This window comes from Thermodesulfobacteriota bacterium, assembly GCA_035559815.1.
Lineage (GTDB): Bacteria > Desulfobacterota_D > UBA1144 > Nemesobacterales > CSP1-2 > DATMAT01.
Map to the genome: position 1 here is coordinate 120,441 of DATMAT010000020.1, position 21,490 is coordinate 141,930.

Below are 21,490 nucleotides of genomic sequence, written 5' to 3' on the forward strand. Positions count from 1 at the left end.
TCATTAGAAATAATCAATAATCTCAACTTTCGCATAAGGATAACGTTCTAGCAAAGGTCTTAAGACCGAGTCATCACATGTACATAAAGCTACTGACAAAATACTCCTGGGTTTAAAATATTTTTGTAATAAAAAATATGAGAAAAGGGTCTGCCCCATCAGATACATCCCAAGCCTTTTTGTTTTTGCCTGGACACAAATTATGTCCTTTCCTTTTATAACTACCTCCCTCTGCTTTGCTATTCTATGTTCTCCATCTGGAATAATGATTCCATCAATGTATCTTGGACTATTGGTATTTGTTTTTTTTACTACAAGAAATTCTTCTACCAGTGTTCCACCGACTTTATTCCAGTACGCCCTAATTAACGGAGTCTCTTTTTTGCTCATCGCTACTTTTTCTTACATCAATTTTCCCCGTCACAACCTGGGAGATAAGGGAGGTTCGGTATTCGTTTAGGAATTCAATGGATTTATTATGCTTTTCAATCAAACTGTCAATTTCTTGGGTCTTTTGTTGAAGGTATTCCGCAATTTCGTCTTGTTCAGATGAAGGTGGTGATAAGAACTTTATATCTTTTAATTTTTCTCTTGTTAGATGTCCAATGCTCACTCTATTTACTATTGCTTCAAAGAATCCTGTTTTCCCATATGCTTGAAAGTGATATAAATAGTAATATGGATTATATTCAGGGTGCATTGTGACTTTATGAACCGAATTTTGAATATAACACTCTGGGAGTTCATTCCTCCAGAGTGCAGTTCTTCCAACCTCACCTCCCTCACTCACTAATAAATCATTTTTTTTCAATCTGTATTGATTTAATTCATTCTGGGAAAACCACATTTCTTTAATATCATCTGTATCAACTTTTTCCCAGGTTATGTTCTGTGCCCGTAAATAGGGTTTTCTAAGGTACTCACCCCTATCATCATTCGTAAGCATTTTCCCTAACACTATTTCACAAAGAAATTTAAGAGGTTGAACTTCCCAATGTTCCGGTATCTTCCCTAACCACTCAATCCCAGAGTCTTTCATCTTCACATTGGGATTCAGTCCTTTAGTCACTGCATGGTTGATAATTGCTGTTCGATATTCCTTGAGGAGTTCAATGAGCTTCTGTTTCTTTTCAACGAGAATGTCTATCTGATTTGTTTTGTGGTCGAGGTAACACGCTATAGTATTTTGTTCGAGGGGTGGTGGCAATGGCACTATTCTTTCATATACCTCTTCTCTGTTCAAACCTGGTACAGCGGAATCTTTTGAGAAAGAATCAAGTTTTAAGGAAAGTAAAAGATAATACAACCAACGAATATCATTACTGGTTGCAGTAGTATCAATATAAAATGTGGTATCAATAGGAAAGCATTTACCCTCTGAATAGTTCACTTTTCCGAAGGAACCCTTTCTTCCGATAACTATGCAAGGGTAGGTTGTTATTGCCTTGTCATGATAACCAGTAATTCCATTTGAACCATAGACTGGAACACTCCCATCTGTTCTATTCTCGTTTGAAAGCGATTCACCATAAAGGAGTAGAGTTACTCTTTTTAACCGAGTAATTTCCCAGTGCTCAGGTATTTCTCTAATTAAATCGATACCAGTATCTTTATATTTTGAGTACTGATTCATAAACCTAAGATGTCCTTTAATAGACCTTCTGTCTCTTTCTCTAGCGTAAGAATATCAGCTTTAATCTTATCGAGAGACCGTAATGGTTGATATTTGTAAAAGTATTTGGTGAAGTTGATTTCATAACCTACCTTATCCTTGCTTCTATCCATCCAGGTATCTGGAAGATGGGGCTTTACTTCTCTCTCAAAGTATTCGTCGATATCTTCTTTCAACGGTACTTTCTCATAATCCCTTAAAGACGGGTCAGGCTTGGGCTTTTTGTAGGGGTCTTTTACGATTTTTCCATTCTCAAGGAGAGGTCTCTCTACCGTGACTTTTGTGTATCCAAAATCTTCATTATCAAAAATTTTGCAATTCTCACATTCCTTGAATCTGGTGTAAATCTGGGTTATCTCCTTTATTTGGTCATTCTCAATGTAGTTTCTTTTGTTTCCCAGGCTCTTTCTCATTTTTTTATAGTAATCCACTGCATTGATAAGTTGGACTTTTCCCTTACGCCTGGAAGGTTTGTTATTTGTTACAATCCAGATATAGGTAGCAATACCCGTGTTATAAAAGAGTTCGGTAGGAAGGGCTATAATTGCTTCCAACCAATCGTTTTCGATTATCCATTTGCGAATATTGCTTTCGCCCGATCCAGCATCCCCCGTGAAAAGGGGAGACCCATTAAAGATAATCGCAATACGGGACCCACTTGGTTCCATTTTTGAAATCATATGCTGGAGGAAAAGTAGCGCACCATCACTTACTCTAGGGAGTCCAGCGTGAAAACGACCATTGGGGTTTTCACTTTCTTTTCTAATAAAATCTTCTTCTTTCTTCCAACTAACACCGAATGGGGGATTAGAGAGCATAAAATTAAATCTGAATCCTTTAAACTTATCTTCCCTAAAACTGGAACCATCACGAATGTTATCAGCATCTTCTCCCATTATCAGGACATCAGCTTTAGCTATAGCATAAGTCTGGGGATTAAGCTCCTGGCCATAAATAACAATCTCTATATCGGGATTAATGTTCTGGGTGATATATTCCTTGGCGATAGTAAGCATTCCACCGGTTCCACATGCTGGATCAAAGACTGTCCTTACGATGCCTTTACCTTTGAGTTCTTCATGGTGTTCAGCAAATAATAGGTTAACCATCAACCGGATGACCTCTCTGGGAGTATAATGCTCTCCAGCAGTCTCGTTGGACATTTCTGAAAATCGTCTTAAAAGCTCCTCAAAAATGTATCCCATCTCATGATTAGAGACCTTATCAGGATGTAGGTCTATTTCAGTGAATTTGTCCACGAGCATGAACAGAAGGTCATTTTTGGCCAGTTTAGAGATAATCTTATCAATCTGAAAATTCTCTAGAATCTCAGAGACATTAGGACTAAAACCACTTATATAGTTATTGAAATTAATCTCTATATTCTTTGCGTCCTGGGAGAGCTTCTGGAGGTCAAAATGAGAGGTATTATAGAACTTTAATCCACCGGTTGACTGGAGAATTACAGGTGAGGGGTCTTCCAATACAGCTTTAAATTTATTATAACTTTCAATGACTTTATCCTTAACAGGTTCCAGGACACAGTCTAATCTCCTTAAAACCACGAAAGGTAAAGTCACATCACCATACTCGTGGGCCTTAAAACTCCCCCTCAAAATATCATCTGCCACCTGCCATATAAAATTAGCTTTATCCTGAAAACTATTCATAAAATATGACAAATATAATATAACTACATTAAGAGAACAATATTAATAAATACAATCAGCAAATTTATATCTCCCCATCCCCTTTAAAATCTTCAAAAATCAATCACTCTATGGTTTAACCCCCTAAAAACTGGACAATAGATTAACCGTATTCAGCTAACTTTTCTTCTCCATTTTGATACTCCCTGAGAAATCTATCCGGTGACTTGTACCCGATCCCGGAATGGATTCTCTCCCCATTGTAGAACCGGAAATATCTGTCCAGTATACACCTCAGGTGTTCTAAACTCTCAAACTCAAACTTCTCTATTACCTCCTCCTCCAATATACTATGCAACGACTCTATATACCCATTCTCCCGAGGCGATGATACGTGAGTAAACTCCTGCTCTATATTTATCCCCTTAAGATAATCCCTCACCTTGTGCGCTATAAACTGGCTCCCATTGTCTGTCCTGATCGTTACTTCCTTAGGAAAAGCGGTCTTTAAAATAACCTCGTCCATAAGTCCTATAACTGCCCCTTGCCTCATGCTCCCTGACACCCTGTACCCCAGCACCTTCCTGCTGAATATGTCCATAACACTTAGCAGATATACATTCTTCCTCTCCCCTTGAACATATACATACTTTATGTCCATCTGTAGTTTCTCATATGGCCTCTCTGCACTCATCCTTATTTCCTTCACAAACTCCCTCTTCCCCAAGGACCTTATTCTCATCTTGAGTAAAAGCCTGTTCTCCTTCATTATCCGGTATACTCGCTTCTTGTTGATGATATACCCCAGGTCCTTCAAGTATCTGCTAACCTTGATGTACCCATAGTTAACAAACTCCTTAGAGAGAAGATCCTTTATCTCCTCTATCACCCTTTGCTCCGGGAACAGTCCCCCGCTACTATGCATCACATACCTATCCGGTTTCCTCCCCTTTCTCCCCTCATTAGCTCTGTAGTAATAGGTGCTCCTGCTCATATCCACCGCCGACAGTACCTTTGACACCTTATTCCCCTCTCCTATGTATTCCCTTGCCACTATCCTTCTCTCTTTTTTCTCTGGAGTGTTTTTTTAAGCAGCGATTCCTTGATGCTTAACTCCAGCTCCTTATCCGCTAATAGCTGCTTTAACCTCTGATTCTCTCTCATCAACCTCTCAAACTCTGGATCCCTGCTCTTCCTACTGCTTAACCCCTCTATCCCCATCGCATCATATCTCCTCTTCCACTGATAATAAGCCGATGCGTATATCCCGTACCTCCTGCAGGTTGCTACTACTCCCTCGCTTTCCGCTTCCTGAATAAAAGCCAATTTCTCTTCTGCTGTCCATCTCTTTCTCTTCATCTCCTAACCCCCTAATTATTAGTATTTTGTATACTAATTCCTGTCCAATCAATTAGGGGGCTAAGACATCTACTTAAATAACAATCTAAATACAAAAACATTAATAACCAATTTTATTTATTTATTTATTTATTTATTTAAATAATCGGATTACTATATGTGTGGATTTTGCGATATGCATCGCCAAAAACAAATATTGGGTCAAAATTAGAATAGGTTGACATGTATATCATTGTAATCACTTGATTATTTTCTATTTCCTAACTCAATTGGTATATGTTAATTCACTATTCTCTGTCGATTTAATTCAAAGGTTGACAAACCTATACATTCGGTGTCCAAGAAGGTATGACGAGTTCTTTTAAGCTAATTTCGCCCCATTCTTCAGGACATCTTGTTCAGTCTCTGTCCTAGACATATATGTTTTTATGACCTTATGTACATATTGCCTTGTGTATTTTAATTCCCTCGCAATATCGGATTGGTTTTTCCCTTTCGAATAAAGTTCAATTATTTCAAGAACCCTTTCTGAAGGTGGTTTCAGGTATTTTCGTTTTTTCATTCTCCTCGGTTTGGACAGGTGGTATTTCTTTCTAGGTTTTTTTCTAAGTTTATTGTCAACTGTTTCTTCCCAAGATAAAGGTTTTGTCCAGGTTCCACTTCTGAAAGGGTTATCAATACGGTTTTCTGGATTTCTTTTACCATCATATTTTAGTTTATATTGTGTTCTATATTCATATGGACTATTCCAGGGTTTATGCCTGGCAAAGGAGTCTTTTAGGTTAAGTCTTCGAGTTTTTGTGTAGCTTGTTTCGGGGATAGCTTTGGTCTTAAAACCCTCTCTTATGAATCGAAGAAATTGATCTTCACTAGCATGGATAGCGTGACGAGCTATATGTCTTTTATTTTTATCTTCCTCCATAGGATTCAAGGCATATAACCTGGTTCTTAAAAGGATTCCATGAGTTACGTCGAACTCATGTTTCAGGTCGCTTCCAACGGACTTTAGCTCCTCAAGTGCTCTACATTCTATCGGAGTAGATTTTGGCAATAATACTGAATCGGTAGAAACAAAATATGCTCCCTTAGTAGTAAATTCGCCTATTATGGCTCTAGACTTACCCAATATTAGAGTGTACACCTCTGGCATCCAAAGTTTCCCTGTGCTGGTAAGTCTTTTGCCATTTCTCTTGGATAATATCGGGTTATTACGGTCAAAATAATCATTCTTCTCTATTGTTTTTCCAATCAGTGAATTCATGAGAAGTTTGTACATTTCGTAATCGATAGTCCCTTTTACTGCTTCGTTCTTTAACTTTAACAGGTCTTCCATGTAGTTTTTGAATGGATGGTTGCATTCTTCTATTCTGGGAAGGAAGGCATAACCGGATTTGATGTGATAGTGTTTAAGGCCAATCCTCTTTGCAAGTCTTAACTCCTCTAAAGTACAATAGCTGATTCCCGATGAAGGGTAATAAGTTATTTTGTCCCTCACACTAGCAACTGGCAAGCAAGGATAATTAACGGACTTCTTAAATTGGAACTCTACTTCAATGAATCCATGACCTTTCTCCAAGAATATGTTGCGTTTTTTTCCCCTTAATTGGGTTAGGTCTTCCCATTTAGTGGTATCGGAAGGAAGTGGCTGTAACATTGCTGAGCTTGGGTAAAGACTTACCACATCGTAATAGGCTAAGTTTTCATTTTCTATCCTACCAATATAAAAACTCTCTACTCTTCCTCCCTGACTGGCTCTTAAAGCTAAGTTCCTGACATCCAAACTACCACCATAAACTTCTTGGCTCTTCTCAGTTTCATGGAATTCTCCCCCCTTCTTTCTAAACTTCAGTATTTTCTCAATCCTAGTTGGATAGAGAGGTTTCTTTAAATAGTTTCTTCTGAATACATACACTGCAATGCTTGCGATACCGTTAAACTCTAATATGTCGGTTTGGTACTTGTCTATAAAGAAATTTCTAATATAAACGTAAGCTTGATAAGCTACTTCAGCTTCTTTATTGCAAAACTTTTCGTAGACCTCTGGGAATTTGATCCACAGTTCATTTAAGTTTTCTTTCCAGTATTTTGCATCCTTTCCTTCTAGCCCCTCCAAAGTTTCTAAATTTGGCTCTAAAACCCCTGCGAATTTAGTCAAATCATTTAACAAGGCTTTGTTAATTCCAGCTAGTTCCTTTATGGATACACGAAGTTTTCTACCTTCGTTCTCTAACTTATAATGAGCGAAGACATGGCTCTTTGCTTCACGAAGCTTTAGCTCCGATAAATCCTCAAAACTTGACAACGCATCTTTCGCATTCTGTGTAATTAGGTAAACGCTTTTAGGCAAATCCTTAAAAGAAAGTTCATTGGTCAAAAATGCGTTAAGATGGTCTGTGAGTATCTCTCTGTTTAATTTATTACCTGAAGTCTCTTTACCGATCCCAATCGGTATCTGCTTTGATACATTGTCTCTCGCAAAGTGTAAGCTCAAGGCATCGAATTCCTTACCATTCCATCTGTTCTTAATAGCTAACCCAATGATACAAGGGTTTTTCTTTATACTTTTTGGCTTCTTAACTGGCATACAAACCTTAAAAAACTTAGTATCATCTATATGAATTAACTGTTCAAAATTCAAATTCTTTAATCCTTTTTAAAAGAAATCTACTTGTTCCAGGAACCGGAACCCATGCCTTATATTGGGTGTACTTTACAGAGAAGAGGAGGATTTTTTCTCAGAGTCTCAAGAATGGGTCTATTTAGGGAATAAGAAACGATACGATACTGTTAGCCAGTGAAAATTTTTATTTTAAAAAACTTAGTTTACAACCTTCTGATTTCATTCGTTATTTTATTATTCGCCAGGGTTTATAGGCTTCGTAAATCTAGTAAGTTGGGACACTTAAGCGTCAATACTCTGATTTTGTGTGAAGTAATTAGCATAACTTTCTATAGTTGTTATATAAATTAGAATAGACGTTATGATGAGCAGAATTTTTCAGCCTAATTAAATTTTCTAGGTGAATTCGGGAAAAATCACCCAATATTATATCTAAAGTTATTTATAAAAAAGGAGACCCTAAGATGAATAAAACTGAAATAATTATTCCCTGGACTAAAAAATATATCCCGAAGAGCTTGGAGGAGATGGTATTACCGAGAGAGGTAAGGAATAACCTTGAGACATGGATTGGCTACAAATCGCTACCTGACCTAATCCTTTTAGGGGCTCCAGGCACAGGAAAAACAACCCTTTGTCAAGTCTTAATCAATGAATTAAAAGTAGAACACCTTTTTATAAATGCGTTAGAGGAAGCACAAGAGGAATTTTTAATAGAAAAATTAAAGACCTTTATGCTGAAGGGCAATGGCCAAAACTTAAGAATAGTGTTTATAAGTCATGCCAATTATCTCGATGCCCATACGCAAGAGATTCTAAATGATGTAATCGAGGTTTATCCCTCAAATACCAGATTTGTATTAACTGGAAATTATGACTGGTTTATTCCACCGGTAAAAGACAGGTGTATGGTTCTCAACCTTGATGACTTAGATAGAAATGATTTGTACGAATTCGCTTGTAGGATTTTACACGGGGAGGGGGTTTCTTATAATGACGGGGATATATTTAAAATCATAAAAAATTTTGCCCCTTCCGTTAGGTCTATTTTAAAAGTCTTGCAGTACTGCGTAGTTTTCGAAAGTGAGAGAAAACTTCTAAAACTGGGCCAATTAGGGTCACGGAAGCATGATATAGAACCGATATTTGAGTCGTTCAAAAAATTTGGAGCAAAAGAAGCGAGAAGGACTATACGAATGTTGGGATTTAATGATTGGGAAACGGGATACCGGTATTTTATCGAGAATGCTAAGGACGATATAGAAAGATTAATAGCCTTTGATTACCTGTTCAAAAACTACGTTGTTGTAGATAAAGAATTGAACTTTTTTATCATGATGTTGGCTTTGGAGAACCGAATACTTCCAGCTAATTATTTCCCAGAGGCGTTTCTTGCTAAAGGGGTTACAAAGAAACCCCAACCACTGGGAATTGGAATTAAAAGAAAGGATGGCGAAATGGACGAGCTTGATATACATAAGGTTCTATCCAAATTAAAGAATTTATAAGATATTTCTGAAGCTCCCTGGACAGAGGGTCAGATGAATCGAAATTATAATTTTTTTATTATAAAAGTTTAATCGCTTGACTGTAAACTCACTCCTTATTCAGGGATTAGATAATTGGGATGACCGGATGGTAAATCTTCTCCTATTTGGAAATTAAGAAAAGCAGATAAGATCGGTTTATTCCCTATTGAGTAAGCATGAACGATTGCGTCTCCAGGAAAAATGGGGAAATTTTTTAATAGAAATCACCTTAGTTCCCAAACCTAATATTCCTATCCCCATTTCCTCCCCAAAAATTCAATATATCCAAAGAGATAATCCCTCCATCGCCCGTTTTTCGATAAAAACTATATTTACATCTGAACTGTCAGATGGTTTTTCATATGATACGCAACAACTTAATAGATGCGTTAACCTAAAATTACTGAAATTTTTTATTAGAAAATCAGGTGGAACGGTCTTAGCATACTTATTATCAGACCTTTTTAAAACAGTATTCCTCTAATCTTATATTCAAATTACCGGTATTGCATTTATACCCTATCGTAACCATTGCAATGTTTTCAAAATATTGCTAAAAATGCGATTTTCAGCGATTTGAGAACAAAAATCGAAAATTCACCTAATATAAATCCCTAGATACAAAAATTTAATTGGAGGGTATAGAAATGTTTAACATTAAAAATAAAAATAACCCTAAATTCAACAATTCTTTTATGATAATAGTCCCAGGAATAGAAAATCTTGACATACCTCTAACGGGTCAAGTTTATGATGGTCACAAGCTTATAAAAAGAATAATCTACTTTCATCCCATCAAACGTCCAAATAAACAGGACAAATGGTTGTTCTTGGATGCAGATCATTTTATTCAGGCACTAGAAGAAGTAAAGAAACTAAGAAATGACATAACCACTATCTATATACCACTAGATAGCCATTGGTGTTTACTCAATGATAAAGGGAATCCACGAATCGTACTTGACCCAAATTATGATTACTATTTCAATACTATCGAAGTACTTGTAAACACCATCAAAGGCTTTAAGGAACTGCTAGAGGATATAACCACTGTTTGTATATCAAAAGATAGTGACTTCAGTTTGCTAGATAAAAACAACGAAACTATAGGACTTTTCTGCAAGGGAGGGTTTTCCATCAGAAAATCGGGGGTTCTGAAAAAATGAAAGCCAAAAATAACTATCTTACAAGTCGTCAAGCATCTGAGCGTCTAGGGATATCTTCAGGTCAATTTCGTAATTTGCAAATCCCACCAGCAAAATCTTACGTGAATGGTTATGGAAGGAAATGTGGGCTATGGACTGAGGAACAAAGAGACAGTGTGGAAGGGTTGTTGAGGAACTCCAGACGAAAGGTAAAAATGGCAACCTGAGATGGAAGGGAAACCACTTACAAAGAGCAGAGATAATTTTGCAAAAGCAAAGGCTTTAATTAGATATATAATCGAGAAATATGAAACAAGAGATATTTCCACTGGGAAAAATTGAATGTAGTCAATGCGAAAAAGGTTCTCTAAGATGGAGGAGATGGGAAAGGATTTTTTATTATAAGAAAACAACCATAGGGAAGTTCTAATTTTTTAATTTTCAAAAGCACTTTCAAGATGGAAAGTTTTCTCATACTAAGAAAGCTAAAACGACTTTTTAACACCCCCCTTAAACTCAGACTCGAACCTTTCTGGGAATGGTGAAATTTTTTATATGGATTATGAAGTTTTAATAAGAAGATTTAGTCTCCAGGGTCTATCTCACTTTTAGAAGCTGACTACCCCCTAAAGTTGAATGTATATATGATTCCAGACTTGAACCCTGTGGGATTTGTGAAGGCGTAATATTAAGGGCGACCAAGTGGATCAGAGGCATAGACACACCCCTTTTCTTATACCTAGTCGTAACGATTGCGACTCCTACCCCTCGAACCTTTTTTCGGTCTATTCCATATGAAAAATGACATGCGTGTTTTCCTTCTATGTAGTTCATCTCGATGCGATTATGATTCTGGAGATTGTCCACGTTGAGTAGATGATATTACTCCAAGAGCATTTCTTCCAAGAATTCTCTTTGTTTTTTCGAGTGGGATGTTATAATTCACGGTGCAGAGATGACAGCTAATTCTTCTAACCATTTTCTAACTCTTTCTAACCTATTTCTAACCGTTCTAACTCTTTCTAACTTTTCTAACGTAAAGGGTCTTTTTGAAAAAGAAAGAGAAGGCTCGTGTAACTATCGGTTTTTGTTGCAAAAATGTAAATCTATTGTAGATTTAAATAGCTTTCGGGGTGTAGCTCAGTTGGCTAGAGCGTTGCGTTCGGGACGCAGAGGCCGCCGGTTCAAGTCCGGCCACCCCGACCAGTCCTCTCAAAGAATTACAAACCGCTGAAGAACAGAGTTTACTCAAAGTTATCTAATTGTGTAGGATATTATGAACGACTGGTTTATTATCAACTTAATACAAAAGTATTAATAGTGCTAAAACATTGGTTTTTTATAACTTAAAAAATACCACCAAAGGCTAATATATATTTATCCGCTCTTACCGTATAAATTATGGCAAGATAACTACCACAATATTCACGGAGTGTTGTGAGAAGACCTAAAATGGAAGAGAGAGAGAAAAAGAAACAATTCGTAGAGCCTGAGCTTTGGAAGTTTTCTAAACCGTTGGACGAAGTGACGTTCCAATCGGTAGGCTCGGCTGTCGATGGGAGAGGAAAGGGGAGCAACGGTGACGGGTGTTGGTTCGAAATCGGCAGTATATGCATTAAGTTGTAGTGAGCCTAAGTGCTGCTGGCTGGTAAATTTAGGAATGATTAACACAGCAACTCGGCTCGGGCCGACTGGAGACCTGGTCTCGGGATTACTCATTGTACTTATGTTGGCTGTTCTGAGAGCTAATAAAATCTTTGATGGTTTCCACGAAAATTTTGTTTAAGAAAGGCTTGGCTATATATTTATTGCCGGTAGATAATATAAAGTCGTTTATCAACCCGGTTACGAAGATAATTCTCTTTTCTAACCCCTTGTCCATCTTTTTCACTTCGTGGTAAAATTCATCTCCACTCATCCCCGGCATACTGAAGTCGGAGATAATTAAATCGTAATCTTTTTCCCGGATCTTTTTCAAAGCATCAAAACCCTGGCTGGCTATCTCTACCTTGTACGATTCCTTCTCCAGGAGCTGCTTTTCCAAGGTTGCTATTGCCTGGTTATCTTCAACGATGAGAATATATGAGGAGCCCATAGCCCGTCATTATATACAAAATCCCGGGTTAAATTCAAGCGGAAATCCCTAATGTGGTTAAAATATGGGTTAACACCGGTAGGCAGGGAAGCTCAATTTAGGGGTTTTCCTCCGGCATAAAGGGATTTTCTGATAAATCCTTTATATGTCTCACCCTTTTTACTCGCCTCATCTTTCTCTCCTCTGCCTCCCTCCAAAGGCTGACTTGGCCCGGAGACTCTGGAGTGAACTTGGGGACCGGCCCGGGTCTTCCGTCTTTTCCGATGTGCACAAAGGTAAGGAAGGCGGTGCAGGTATGCTTCTGTTGGCCTGTTCCCAGGTCCTCGGAAAGAACCTTTATTCCTACCTCTAGCGAGGCACCTCCCACGTAAGTAATGGCCGCTTTGAATGTTATGACCTCGCCCACTATTATCGGGGAGTAAAAATAAAGGTCGTCTACTGAGCCCGTGACCATAATGCCTCTGACGAATCTGGAGGCTAATATTGCTGCAACTTCGTCTATATCTTTCATCAGTTTTCCCACGGACATGAAATTTCCGTAGAAACTGTCTTCGGGTAGGACCGGCCTTGTCGTCTCTAGCTTGAAGCCACTGGTCTCGATCTCATCGGATATGTAGTCGGCCATTTTTCTCCTGTGTGCTATTCTGGGAAATCTCGCTTCTCTCCTTTTTAGCGCCGTGAGGTAAATAGCTTCCTCAGTCCGGTCGGCCGGGCTAATTTTCTCGGGGATTAATCTTGGGGTTCCGTCCTTGGCGATTGCTACGAAGGCCAGGTGAGATGATGTGGTGAGTTTCTTTTCACCCGTCTCCGGGTTTTCTGAATGTACCTTAACCCCGACCTCCAGCGAACTATTCCCGACGTATTCAACCCAACTGTCCAGGACTACGATTTCACCAATCTTAACCGGATTTATAAAGTCTATGCTATCGGTTGCCCCCAAGACCGTAATTCCTTTTACCAGCCTGGACGAGGTTATGCTGCCTATGAGCATAATCCAGTCCATCAGCCTTCCGCCGTGGAGCGTCCCTTGATTGTTTGCATGCTCCGGAAAAACAAACTGGATCATTCGATTTCTGGTTTGCCTTATAGTCGACATCGGGTATCTATATGACTATCCAGGCTTTTTGATGATTATATAATGGATTTGTATATGAGACCATACCCCACAAACCCGATTGGTAGGTCAATTCCTTTATTGGTCTAAAATAGCGGTAGCCCCTAAAACCTCTAAGTTGTCGGCATTGAAGAGACTAGAGCCAGCACCCAAGACCGCACCCTCTCTTAAATATGTTTGCTTACTGTGAGGGGGCAGGGTTACTGGCAAAATTCCTATTTCCTGGCCGACCTGGGTTCCATAATTAGATGGGGAGGTGGAATAGTAACGTATCCTCACTTTGACGTCCTTATAAGCTATATCACTGGTGTTCTCGATGGTTACGTGATGAATAATCGCAGTCCTGAATGCAGTGTAAAACGACCAATTAGTAACCCTTATGTATAGCTCTGGGTGCTCTACTATAAGGTCGAGGGTTTCTCCTTCTTCCGCTTTTACCGGATGGTAGAAAAGACCGAGTAGAATTAAGATGCCCATCGCTGTCTTTCTCATCACAACAAAGAATACATGCTATTTTCACCTAATTCGACAGTTAGTTTAGCTTTTTTCCCCCGGGAAGAAGTGGTTAAAATGTGGTGAATAAGTTATATTCAATTCGGAGACCAGACAAGGGGAAAGAATAAGCCCCAAGCTATCTTGATGTGAGACTTATATCTAAAGGCGAGGAATTACTAATGAGTCGAGAAAAATCCACGAGAAAAGAGGCGTTGGAAAAGGGGAGACAAAGGGATATATCCGATGCGGCTAAGAATGCGGGATTGCCCTTAAGGGTGTTTATTACCGATGCGGTATGGAATAGCTGGATCACTCCTGACCAGGTGAGTAAGGACCTAGGACAGAACGAGAATTCCCGGCTGAATAGTGTGCTGGATAAGCTTAGATACGCCATTAGAGTGCAGAGGCAGACGGGGAAATCTAACGATACACTCTACTTTGATGTTGCACTAAGCAGGAGCGGCCAGTCGGAAATGGTTACGCTTATTTCCAGGTTGTCCGTCACGGATTTTGATGACCCCAGGCCCTGCATAACCATAATGATGCCGGAAGAATAGAAAAGCTAAATACGAGGGCATGTAGGTTGCAATTGAGTTTCCCAATCATTATTGTGTTTTTTCTTCGGTTTCTCTTTGGTTTGCCCTTACAGCTTTACCCGGGGGCTCTGTTGTTTGTTCGTGAGCCTGTTCTCCCTTTATTCCGGAACTTATCTTTTCATAAGACCTCTCCAGGTCGTTTATGGTGGAATCCATTTCCGATTTGATCTCATTCCAGGCGACCACACTTGCCGACCGCAGTTCATCGAGCTTCTTTCGGGCATATTCCCTTTTCCAGTTTAGTTCCTCGATTTCCTTTTTTGTTGCATCGCTTATTGCCGCCCCGGATTTCTCGACTTCATTTTTTAGTTCTCCTAGCCGCTTGTCCAAACTTTCTAGTTTAGCTTTGGCTTCACGCTGGTATTCCACTATGCGGTCTAGGGTAGGCTCTTTGATTGTTTCTCCACCGGTATCTGTTCCCGGTTTCTCTACCTGTTTTTCGGATGTTTCCATCCTCCTGGACTGAGTCCCGTTTTCACAAGAAACCAGGTTTAACCCGGCTGAAACTAGGAATACTACTGTAAGCAGTAAAATATATAGATCTCGCATGCTTTATTACCTCCTTTACGTATTAACTTGTGCCAGATTTTTTTCAAACCGTCGTGGCTTAGGCTTTTAGGCCATTAGCCACAACGGTTGATGGGGAGAGTTGGGAAGAAAGACAGAGAAGCAAGGTCAGCTTGAAACCTTGCTATCATCTTTTTTGTTTTTCTGACAACGCCTCTACAGCATAGGTTTTCCTCGTGTAATCACAGATAGTGATCATTCTTTTTTTGTTGCATCCCTGGCTTTCTCGCCAACATCTTTTTCTTCTGAATCACCATGTTCTGATTTTGCAACTATCCAAATACCCTAATTTAGACGGCAATTGTTGTGCCATTATGATTGATATTAATGATTCATAGTGTTTTTAGTAGGTTATAAATGGAACTGCAATTAACAACGAGTAAAAACACACATTCTGTGTAATAATACACGGTTGCGATGAGTAAATTTACACAGTGGTTGTTCGGGCTAGAATTGTTCTCAGGATGGATAAAACCAGTTTATTTATCGGGAAACAAAGTTGATATACTCAAGACCTCTTTTCCTCGATCTCTTTTAGCTTTCGCCTAGCAATCTTAGCTTCTTCAGAATCGGGGAACTTGCTGATGAGGGTTTGAAAAAAGAACTTCGCTTCTTCACTCTTACCCAGATTTACCAGAGAAAGTCCCTGTTTTAAGTACGATTGCGGCACCCTATTATCATTCGGATAAGTGGCAATGAATTTCTGATAAGATATGATTGCATCTTCGTACGCTCCTTTTTGGTAGTACGATTCTGCGGTAGAGAATAAATCGCTCGAGGACTTGTCCGAGGAGCTAAATCTGGGCGAATCATTTTTAGCTAACTCATCCAGTTTTTGCTTAAGCTCTACATAATTTCGCGCTTGATTTTTTTCGATTCGGGATATTCTTTTCTCTTTCTCTTCCGTATCCTTTTTCAGGGTTTCTACGTCTTTGGAAATCTTATCCAGTTTAAGTTCAAGGCTGGCCTGCCTTTCGTATAACTCTACTACATCTTCGCGTTTGACCGCACATCCGAGCAATGAAATAGAGATAATTATAATAAGGCTAAAACCGAATCTCATCTTGATTGTCTGATACTGTTACATATGCTATAAAGAGGCTTTATGGATACGGTATAAATTCCCCGTGATTAGCATTTGGATAAGATGCTTTAATCTACCAGAAATTCTTCTCGGAGTCCAATTTGTAATTATTATCCTCATCTATGTTGAATACTTCCGCCTAGCTTTATCTGACTTTGGCTTTTGGGGGTACTTTGTATATGACTAGTTGAAGTTGATATCGGTTCCGAATACCGGTTTTTTTGAATATATTGGTTAGATGAGCCTTCACCGTTTTCTCGCTGATGGAGAATGCACTGGCGATGTCCTTGTTTGTGTAGCCGATGGCGATGAGCTCTATTACCTTTAATTCCATCTTGGTAAACTCATGTTTTTTTGTATCCGGGTTGGTCTTTCGCGTTTGCTCGATTCTTTGTGGAGCTTTACCCCGGATAATTTCGAACAGTTCCTGGGATGTAGCCTCCCGGGGTAGGTGTATGAAGTTAGGATGAGTGTAGCCGCTATCTTTGACCCGGTCATCCAGGTATATAACCTTGGTGAGGGGACTTTTCGTAAGAACTGAATTCGAGATTTTATCTATATCCACCCGGAGAATTCTGTTATCGAAAAAGAGAAAATCTGCCTTGGTGGCAGCGAGATATCGTTCGATCTCCCCGAGGGTGGAAGCCTCGGCCACCGTTATTATATCATCTGCCTCCTCCAGGATTTTGCGGATACCTCCCAAGAAGAATTTCGAGCCGGATGCCAGTATTATGCTACGAGTTTCTTGTTTCCCGGACATGTAATTTCCTCCCGGAGATAATTGAACTATTGATAACTGCCCCCGGTTTCTTCGAGAAAAGTCTATTATCGCTTTAGACAAAATCTACCGAAAGAGCCGTATCCAGTGAATCAACCGTTAAGCACTGAGTCGTTCTTATGAATGTGAACGGTAATCCAACTGTCTTAGCAAATGCGTTTACAAAGCCTGAATCTATGGAATGAAAACCAAACGATCACTGCGTTGGTGAAGGCTTTATTATCACAGTCCATTTCTGAAAGGGTTCGGGCGCAGCTTTCATCGGCATACCCAATATGGTCAGAGAAGAAAGATTTCCATCTGTTGTCTTAGCCTCTACCCTGTATCCGGAGATTACGTTTACCAACTGGCCCGGAGTGGCTCTGAGCTCATATTCCCTCTGAGTTCCATCTTCTTTAATCCTAAGCATTCTATCCCCTACCATGGTAACTTGACCAATTATGATTTGTGATAGGTTTGCAGCAAAGGAGTCGAGTTTCGTGCCTGTGAGGATAATTGCTAACAGAGCCGAAACTACCAGGACCAGGGAAAGTTTTCTCATGGTTTTTACCTCCCTTAGCAAGTTTATCCTTTAGGAAGTGCTAATACCTCAACCTTTACCATCTCCAGCCCGGGTTCTATGATGTCGATTGACTTGGCCGCGGCATAGGACAGGTCTATCATACGCCCTTTTATATAAGGGCCCCGGTCGTTTATTTTGACTACAACGTTCTTGCCATTCTTTAGATTAATCACTTTAACTTTAGTCCCCAGGGGCAGACTTTTATGAGCCGCAGTATAACTATACATGTTAAATTGGGTTCCGCTAGCCGTTTTTCTCCCATGGAATCTTCTGCCATACCAGGAGGCGACACCGATTTTGGTATGTTTCTCGATTTCCTGGCCATTTTTGACGATGTTTCTTCCGTAGACGGAAGGGTAGAGGAACAAAAAAGGGAGAACCAATAAGGCTAGGTAAAGAGATATTCCTTTTATTAACGTGCTCATCGTTTATGCTCCTTTCCCGTTGGATTAGCTTCTGTTTTCCTTCCTTTCTTTAATAAACCGTTGTGGCCCGGCTCAAAGCCATAAGCCACAACGGTCGCTGAGGAAGGATGGTATAGAGTGCTGGTGAGCGGCACGGTGTTTACTCACCCACTCGTGCTTTCTATCAAGCAGTTATAAGTCCGGTCTTCGATAAGCTATTCCAGAAGCCGGGCGGGGTTCCCATTCATGAGTGTTGTTTGGTGATTTAAGAATTCCCATTTCTTGAATTACCTACTTTTTCCTCTGGGTTTATTTTCCTGATCGACCTTATCCTCCAACCGTTCACCTCTAGTTCCAGCTTGTCTCCTTCTTTAATGTCGGTTAGGAGGGCGGCATTGTTTCCAATCTCTACTCTGACTTCCGATTTTCGACCCTCCTCGTCGAGTAGGCAAATTAATCCGGTGAAAGGATCAATCTGAGTGACTTCATATACGACCCTGGAAAAATCCATTCTGGGTTTCCTCCGATGTTATCATCACCTCTGTTTGCATACCCAATAACTGCATAATCTAAATTCCGAGTTGTTAAACCAGCCCTTAAAACGACGGGCTTGTAAAACGCCGTAACCGATATAGAGAACAAAAAAATCTATTACCATCGGGGGGGATAATATAGCAATGTCTGTACCAATTTGCCTTATACACACGATTCTCAATATTTATAGTAGATTATCCGGGCATATGATGGAGGGAAAATAAAGAATATCCCCATCTGTGCAATACTACACAGTAAGAGCTGTGTAGTATTGCACAAACTCCTTCAATCTTATCCTAGGAAAACCGTGCATCATACCTCAAACATTATTTTTTAGCCCTGTATTTGCATGGCATGGGATTTGCACTTGTCAAGGGAAATGCGAGCTTTCTGGTCGAATATAAATATTTTTTATTTGGAGAAAACAGGTAGAATTTTCAATTGGGTTCCTGACTATTTGAGGGAGGACTTTCTTTCATTGAAGCTTGCCAAGCAGATCACCTTAGGATACGCGCTTATGTTTTTCCTGATGGTGTTAATAAGCGGGTTTTCTATCTACAGCATTTATAGGCTGGATAAGGATGCTTCCAACATAAAGGGGAGGTATTCCACCTTGTCTAGTCTCATCTCGGACCAGAAATCTAACCCCCAAGTATACTTCAGCGACGATATGCTTACCGAGGCTATCAGAATTGCAGACGAACAGGTGAAGTATGCATATATAACCATATTCACCGTTGTAGGGATAGTACTTGTATTTGGGGGAGCCTTGATGTTCATCGTCCCCCGGGTGATCACCAGGCCCATTCTTCGCTTGGCCGATGCTGCCCAGAAGGTGGCTTCTGGTAATTTATCGCATAGAGTCGAAAATCTGGACGGAAGCAGCGAAATCTCCATGCTCACTCAGGCTTTCAACAACATGCTGGAGAGCATCGAGTATCACGAAAAGGAGCTTGAGAAGAAAAACGCAGAAAACCTGAAACTCCTCGACAAAATGAAAAGATTCAATGAAGTGCTCGAAATAAAAATAGAGGAAGCAACCAAAGAAATAAGAGAAAAACAGGAAGAGCTCATAAAATCGGAAAAGCTTGCCGCCATAGGCGAACTTGCAACCGGAATCGCCCACGAGATAAGGAACCCGCTCTCCGGAATCGCCATTGCCCTTGAGCTTATGAAAAACGAGGCTTCCAATCCCGAGCACAAACAAACCATATCCGATATTCTTAAAGAACTGAACAGACTCGAACGCATCATAAAAGAGCTTTTCCTACTCGGTCATCCCCGGAGTTTGAGCATAATCGAGTGCGACCCTAACGAAGTTGTAGAGGCAGCCCTTAACTTGGTAAGTCTCAAGGCTAAGGAAAAGGGGATAACCATAGAGAAAAAGCTGGAATGCAAAGAGAAGTTTCAGGTCGACCCAGAACAGATTGAACAGGTGGTCATAAACCTTTTGATCAATGGGATTGATGCAATCAACGACAATATCGGGAAATTGACCGTCGAAACCGCTAGTTTAAACGGTCAAGTGCAAATAAGCGTCTCTGATACCGGGTGTGGGCTTTCAGAGGAGAATAAAGAGAAAATCTTTCAACCATTCCATTCGACCAAAGAACGCGGCACCGGGCTTGGTCTTTCTATATCCCGCAGAATTGTCGAAACGCATAAAGGTAAAATCCTCATCTCGAGCGAAGAGGGAAAGGGATCTACATTTACTGTCGTGATTCCCAAGAATCTGACGAGCGAGTGAAGACTTTGGATATACTCGTTCAAAAGCTAGTCAACCTGTTTCGCTCTACCGAGACAGTGGTTTGAGGTAATACTATGAGCCCGCTTATTTTAATCATAGATGACGAAAAGCTCCTGGCCAAGCAATTGGAAAAAGCGCTTTCTCAAGAAGGATACAGCATAATTTCCGCATTTACCGGAGAGGAAGGAATTGAATTTGCTAAGAAAGAAAATCCAGACCTGGTTCTTCTTGATTTAAAGCTTCCGGATGCTAGCGGTATAGATGTGCTTCAGAATTTGGTCAAGCTCGACCCTGCTCCGGCTACAATTATGATGACAGCTCATGCCAATGTTGAAGTAGCGGTGTCGGCAATCAAATTAGGTGCTTATGATTTTATAGAGAAACCATTCCTAGTGGATAAATTGAAGATCATAGTGCGAAATGCGCTAAATACCGTTGAACTCAGGAGCAATCTAAGCGCTGTTACTATGAGGGAGCATGAGAAGTACGGATTTAATGCCCTGGTAGGACAGAGTGAAGCCAGAAAAGAGATCATAGACCTCTTCCAAAAGCTAGCCGATACCGATCCCAAAACTATTCTTATTACCGGAGAAAGTGGGACGGGGAAAGGACTCGCCGCAAAGATTCTTCATCTTAATGGGGTAAGGGCGGAGAAACCTTTCATAGAGGTAAACTGTGCGGCTATTCCCGAAACGCTCCTCGAAAGCGAGCTTTTCGGGTACGAAGCCGGTGCTTTCACCGATGCAAAGAAGATGAAGAAAGGTATTTTCGAATTGGCTGACCGGGGAACTATCTTTCTCGATGAGATTGGGGATATGAGTCTTACACTCCAGGCAAAGTTGGTGAAAGTAATAGAGGAGAGAACATTTAGAAGAATAGGTGGAACCAGGGATATCGTCGTTGATGTAAGGGTGATTGCAGCAACTAATAAGGATATTAAGGACCTTATAAATAAAAAGCTTTTCCGGGAGGATTTATACCATAGGCTAAATGTTATAAGTTTTGAAATGCCTCCGCTAAGACAAAGAAAAGAAGATATTCTTATACTTGCCGATTACTTTGTTGAATATTTTAACCAGGACCTTCATAGAAAAATAACTCACATACCGGAGGAAGTGAAGGAGGCGTTCTTGAACTACAATTGGCCCGGAAATGTCCGTGAACTAAGAAGCACAATCGAGAGGGCAGTACTTTTGAGCGAAGGCGAGGAGCTTAACCCTAGATATATCCGGCTTGAAGAGGATGAGGGCGATAAAAAGGTGGTGAAAGTGGAGAAATCAGACGGCAAGATGATCCTGGAGATCCCGCTCGAGGATCTTTCTCTGACCAAGGTAGAAGAGAGTGTTATAAAGGAGGCGTTGGATTTGAACGAGTGGAATCAAACCAGGACGGCCGAGATGCTGGGTATTACCAGAGAAGTCCTGAGATATCGAATGAAAAAGATGGGGCTTCTGGACTAAAAAGAAGGCAATCATATACCTATCAGCTACTTTTCTCGATTTTTTTTCAGATTTACCTTTTGACGGCAATATCCTTATTT

Annotated in this window: 21 protein-coding genes and 1 tRNA gene; 7 read left to right on the top strand and 15 right to left on the bottom strand. The window is 40.1% G+C overall.

The genetic code is table 11. The annotated features are described in order from the left end of the window. Window positions 1-3: 3 nt before the first annotated feature. The 6 genes from VNN20_05085 to VNN20_05110 form a co-directional block, all read right to left on the bottom strand. Window positions 4-390 carry a hypothetical protein gene (locus VNN20_05085; protein HWP91553.1) on the bottom strand — a complete coding sequence of 129 codons (387 nt, stop codon included), beginning with the start codon at window positions 388-390 and terminating at the stop codon, window positions 4-6. Beyond that, a complete protein-coding gene (locus VNN20_05090) occupies window positions 362-1,633 on the bottom strand; it encodes a restriction endonuclease subunit S (protein HWP91554.1) in 1,272 nt (423 codons plus the stop codon). Before VNN20_05090 ends, VNN20_05085 begins: the two co-directional genes overlap by 29 nt. Then, window positions 1,630-3,342 carry a class I SAM-dependent DNA methyltransferase gene (locus VNN20_05095; GenBank protein ID HWP91555.1) on the bottom strand — a complete coding sequence of 571 codons (1,713 nt, stop codon included), beginning with the start codon at window positions 3,340-3,342 and terminating at the stop codon, window positions 1,630-1,632. The genes VNN20_05090 and VNN20_05095 overlap by 4 nt, the downstream gene beginning before the upstream one ends. Window positions 3,343-3,484: 142 nt before the next feature. Continuing rightward, window positions 3,485-4,375, bottom strand: coding sequence for an IS3 family transposase (locus VNN20_05100; protein ID HWP91556.1), 891 nt, complete (start codon window positions 4,373-4,375; stop codon window positions 3,485-3,487). Further along, entirely contained in the window at window positions 4,375-4,680 is a 306-nt protein-coding gene (locus VNN20_05105) for a transposase (protein ID HWP91557.1), read from the bottom strand. Before VNN20_05105 ends, VNN20_05100 begins: the two co-directional genes overlap by 1 nt. 361 nt (window positions 4,681-5,041) lie before the next feature. Beyond that, entirely contained in the window at window positions 5,042-7,264 is a 2,223-nt protein-coding gene (locus VNN20_05110; GenBank protein ID HWP91558.1) for a DNA polymerase, read from the bottom strand. A 500-nt stretch (window positions 7,265-7,764) separates the two neighbouring features. Between VNN20_05110 and VNN20_05115 the strand changes: the two genes are divergently transcribed. The 4 genes from VNN20_05115 to VNN20_05130 all read left to right on the top strand — a co-directional run bounded on the left by VNN20_05115 (window position 7,765) and on the right by VNN20_05130 (window position 11,600). After that, a complete protein-coding gene (locus VNN20_05115; protein HWP91559.1) occupies window positions 7,765-8,808 on the top strand; it encodes an AAA family ATPase in 1,044 nt (347 codons plus the stop codon). A 668-nt stretch (window positions 8,809-9,476) separates the two neighbouring features. Continuing rightward, window positions 9,477-9,995 carry a hypothetical protein gene (locus VNN20_05120; protein ID HWP91560.1) on the top strand — a complete coding sequence of 173 codons (519 nt, stop codon included), beginning with the start codon at window positions 9,477-9,479 and terminating at the stop codon, window positions 9,993-9,995. A gap of 1,108 nt (window positions 9,996-11,103) precedes the next feature. Further along, window positions 11,104-11,180: transfer RNA gene (locus tag VNN20_05125), tRNA-Pro, on the top strand. A gap of 246 nt (window positions 11,181-11,426) precedes the next feature. Then, complete coding sequence (locus tag VNN20_05130; protein HWP91561.1) at window positions 11,427-11,600, top strand: hypothetical protein; 174 nt, start codon at window positions 11,427-11,429, stop codon at window positions 11,598-11,600. Window positions 11,601-11,685: 85 nt separating this feature from the next. Here VNN20_05130 and VNN20_05135 read toward each other — a convergent pair whose 3' ends face one another. From VNN20_05135 to VNN20_05145, 3 genes are all read right to left on the bottom strand, one after another. Beyond that, the gene (locus tag VNN20_05135) at window positions 11,686-12,069 is read right to left on the bottom strand and encodes a response regulator (protein HWP91562.1); all 384 of its coding nucleotides are present in this window, start codon (window positions 12,067-12,069) and stop codon (window positions 11,686-11,688) included. Between the two features lie 97 nt (window positions 12,070-12,166). Then, window positions 12,167-13,165 carry an acyl-CoA thioesterase gene (locus VNN20_05140; GenBank protein ID HWP91563.1) on the bottom strand — a complete coding sequence of 333 codons (999 nt, stop codon included), beginning with the start codon at window positions 13,163-13,165 and terminating at the stop codon, window positions 12,167-12,169. A 96-nt stretch (window positions 13,166-13,261) separates the two neighbouring features. Next, window positions 13,262-13,660, bottom strand: coding sequence for a hypothetical protein (locus VNN20_05145; GenBank protein HWP91564.1), 399 nt, complete (start codon window positions 13,658-13,660; stop codon window positions 13,262-13,264). Between the two features lie 197 nt (window positions 13,661-13,857). Here VNN20_05145 and VNN20_05150 point away from each other — a divergent pair, with 197 nt between their 5' ends. Further along, the gene (locus VNN20_05150; GenBank protein ID HWP91565.1) at window positions 13,858-14,235 is read left to right on the top strand and encodes a DUF6573 family protein; all 378 of its coding nucleotides are present in this window, start codon (window positions 13,858-13,860) and stop codon (window positions 14,233-14,235) included. 48 nt (window positions 14,236-14,283) lie between these two features. Here VNN20_05150 and VNN20_05155 read toward each other — a convergent pair whose 3' ends face one another. The 6 genes from VNN20_05155 to VNN20_05180 form a co-directional block, all read right to left on the bottom strand. Then, window positions 14,284-14,823: a hypothetical protein gene (locus tag VNN20_05155; protein ID HWP91566.1), complete on the bottom strand. Its 540-nt coding sequence runs from the start codon at window positions 14,821-14,823 to the stop codon at window positions 14,284-14,286. A gap of 526 nt (window positions 14,824-15,349) precedes the next feature. After that, a complete protein-coding gene (locus tag VNN20_05160) occupies window positions 15,350-15,904 on the bottom strand; it encodes a tetratricopeptide repeat protein (protein ID HWP91567.1) in 555 nt (184 codons plus the stop codon). A gap of 166 nt (window positions 15,905-16,070) precedes the next feature. Beyond that, entirely contained in the window at window positions 16,071-16,685 is a 615-nt protein-coding gene (locus tag VNN20_05165; protein HWP91568.1) for a response regulator transcription factor, read from the bottom strand. Window positions 16,686-16,899: 214 nt separating this feature from the next. After that, on the bottom strand, window positions 16,900-17,244 hold the full coding sequence (locus VNN20_05170) for a hypothetical protein (GenBank protein HWP91569.1): 345 nt from the start codon (window positions 17,242-17,244) through the stop codon (window positions 16,900-16,902). A 23-nt stretch (window positions 17,245-17,267) separates the two neighbouring features. Beyond that, window positions 17,268-17,690, bottom strand: a complete 423-nt coding sequence (locus VNN20_05175; GenBank protein HWP91570.1) for a septal ring lytic transglycosylase RlpA family protein — start codon at window positions 17,688-17,690, stop codon at window positions 17,268-17,270. A 244-nt stretch (window positions 17,691-17,934) separates the two neighbouring features. Continuing rightward, window positions 17,935-18,180, bottom strand: coding sequence for a hypothetical protein (locus tag VNN20_05180; protein HWP91571.1), 246 nt, complete (start codon window positions 18,178-18,180; stop codon window positions 17,935-17,937). Window positions 18,181-18,681: 501 nt separating this feature from the next. On the opposite strand from VNN20_05180, the gene VNN20_05185 reads away from it, so the two are divergent. Both VNN20_05185 and VNN20_05190 read left to right on the top strand, forming a co-directional pair. After that, window positions 18,682-19,950, top strand: a complete 1,269-nt coding sequence (locus tag VNN20_05185) for an ATP-binding protein (GenBank protein HWP91572.1) — start codon at window positions 18,682-18,684, stop codon at window positions 19,948-19,950. A gap of 74 nt (window positions 19,951-20,024) precedes the next feature. After that, a complete protein-coding gene (locus VNN20_05190; protein ID HWP91573.1) occupies window positions 20,025-21,410 on the top strand; it encodes a sigma-54 dependent transcriptional regulator in 1,386 nt (461 codons plus the stop codon). Window positions 21,411-21,490: the final 80 nt, after the last annotated feature.